Here is a 422-nt window from a genome sequence, read left to right as displayed (position 1 = left end):
GTCGGCGCCCCGTTCGTCCAGGTAGCGGCAGGACGCGGCGTACGACGAGGCGGCGCGGGCGCGCGTCGTGTCGAGCCGGCGCGACGACGAGAGCCGGTCGTCGCCGGGCAGCGGCCCGCCGCTCGGCAGGACGTGGACGGTCACGTCGTCGGGGACCTCTTCGAGCTCGCGCGCGAACCGGTGCCGCCGGGAGATCTCGAACGTCACCTTCGCGACCTCGACCGCGGTCCGCGGCGGGCGCAGCGGCTCCTCGATCCGCCCGACCTGAAGGACCCACACCGTCCGCGCGCCGCGGCGCACGGCCTCGCCCAGCGGGATCGAGGAGACCACGCCGCCGTCGACGTAGTGCTCGTCCCCGATGCGGGTGGGCGGCAGGGCTCCCGGGACGGAGGCCGACGCGAGCACGGCGTCGACGAGCGGGC

General features: G+C 76.8%; 1 protein-coding gene. It reads right to left on the bottom strand.

Annotated features, from left to right (window positions below):
• Positions 1-422: patatin-like phospholipase family protein (locus tag G3I78_RS49095; protein WP_203616565.1), on the bottom strand; the 422-nt coding region annotated here is incomplete at both ends.

It is taken from the genome of Streptomyces sp. SID13726 (assembly GCF_010548375.1).
Lineage (GTDB): Bacteria > Actinomycetota > Actinomycetes > Streptomycetales > Streptomycetaceae > Streptomyces.
The sequence above is the reverse complement of the archived record's forward strand: the minus strand, read 5'-3'. Positions and strand labels throughout refer to the sequence as shown.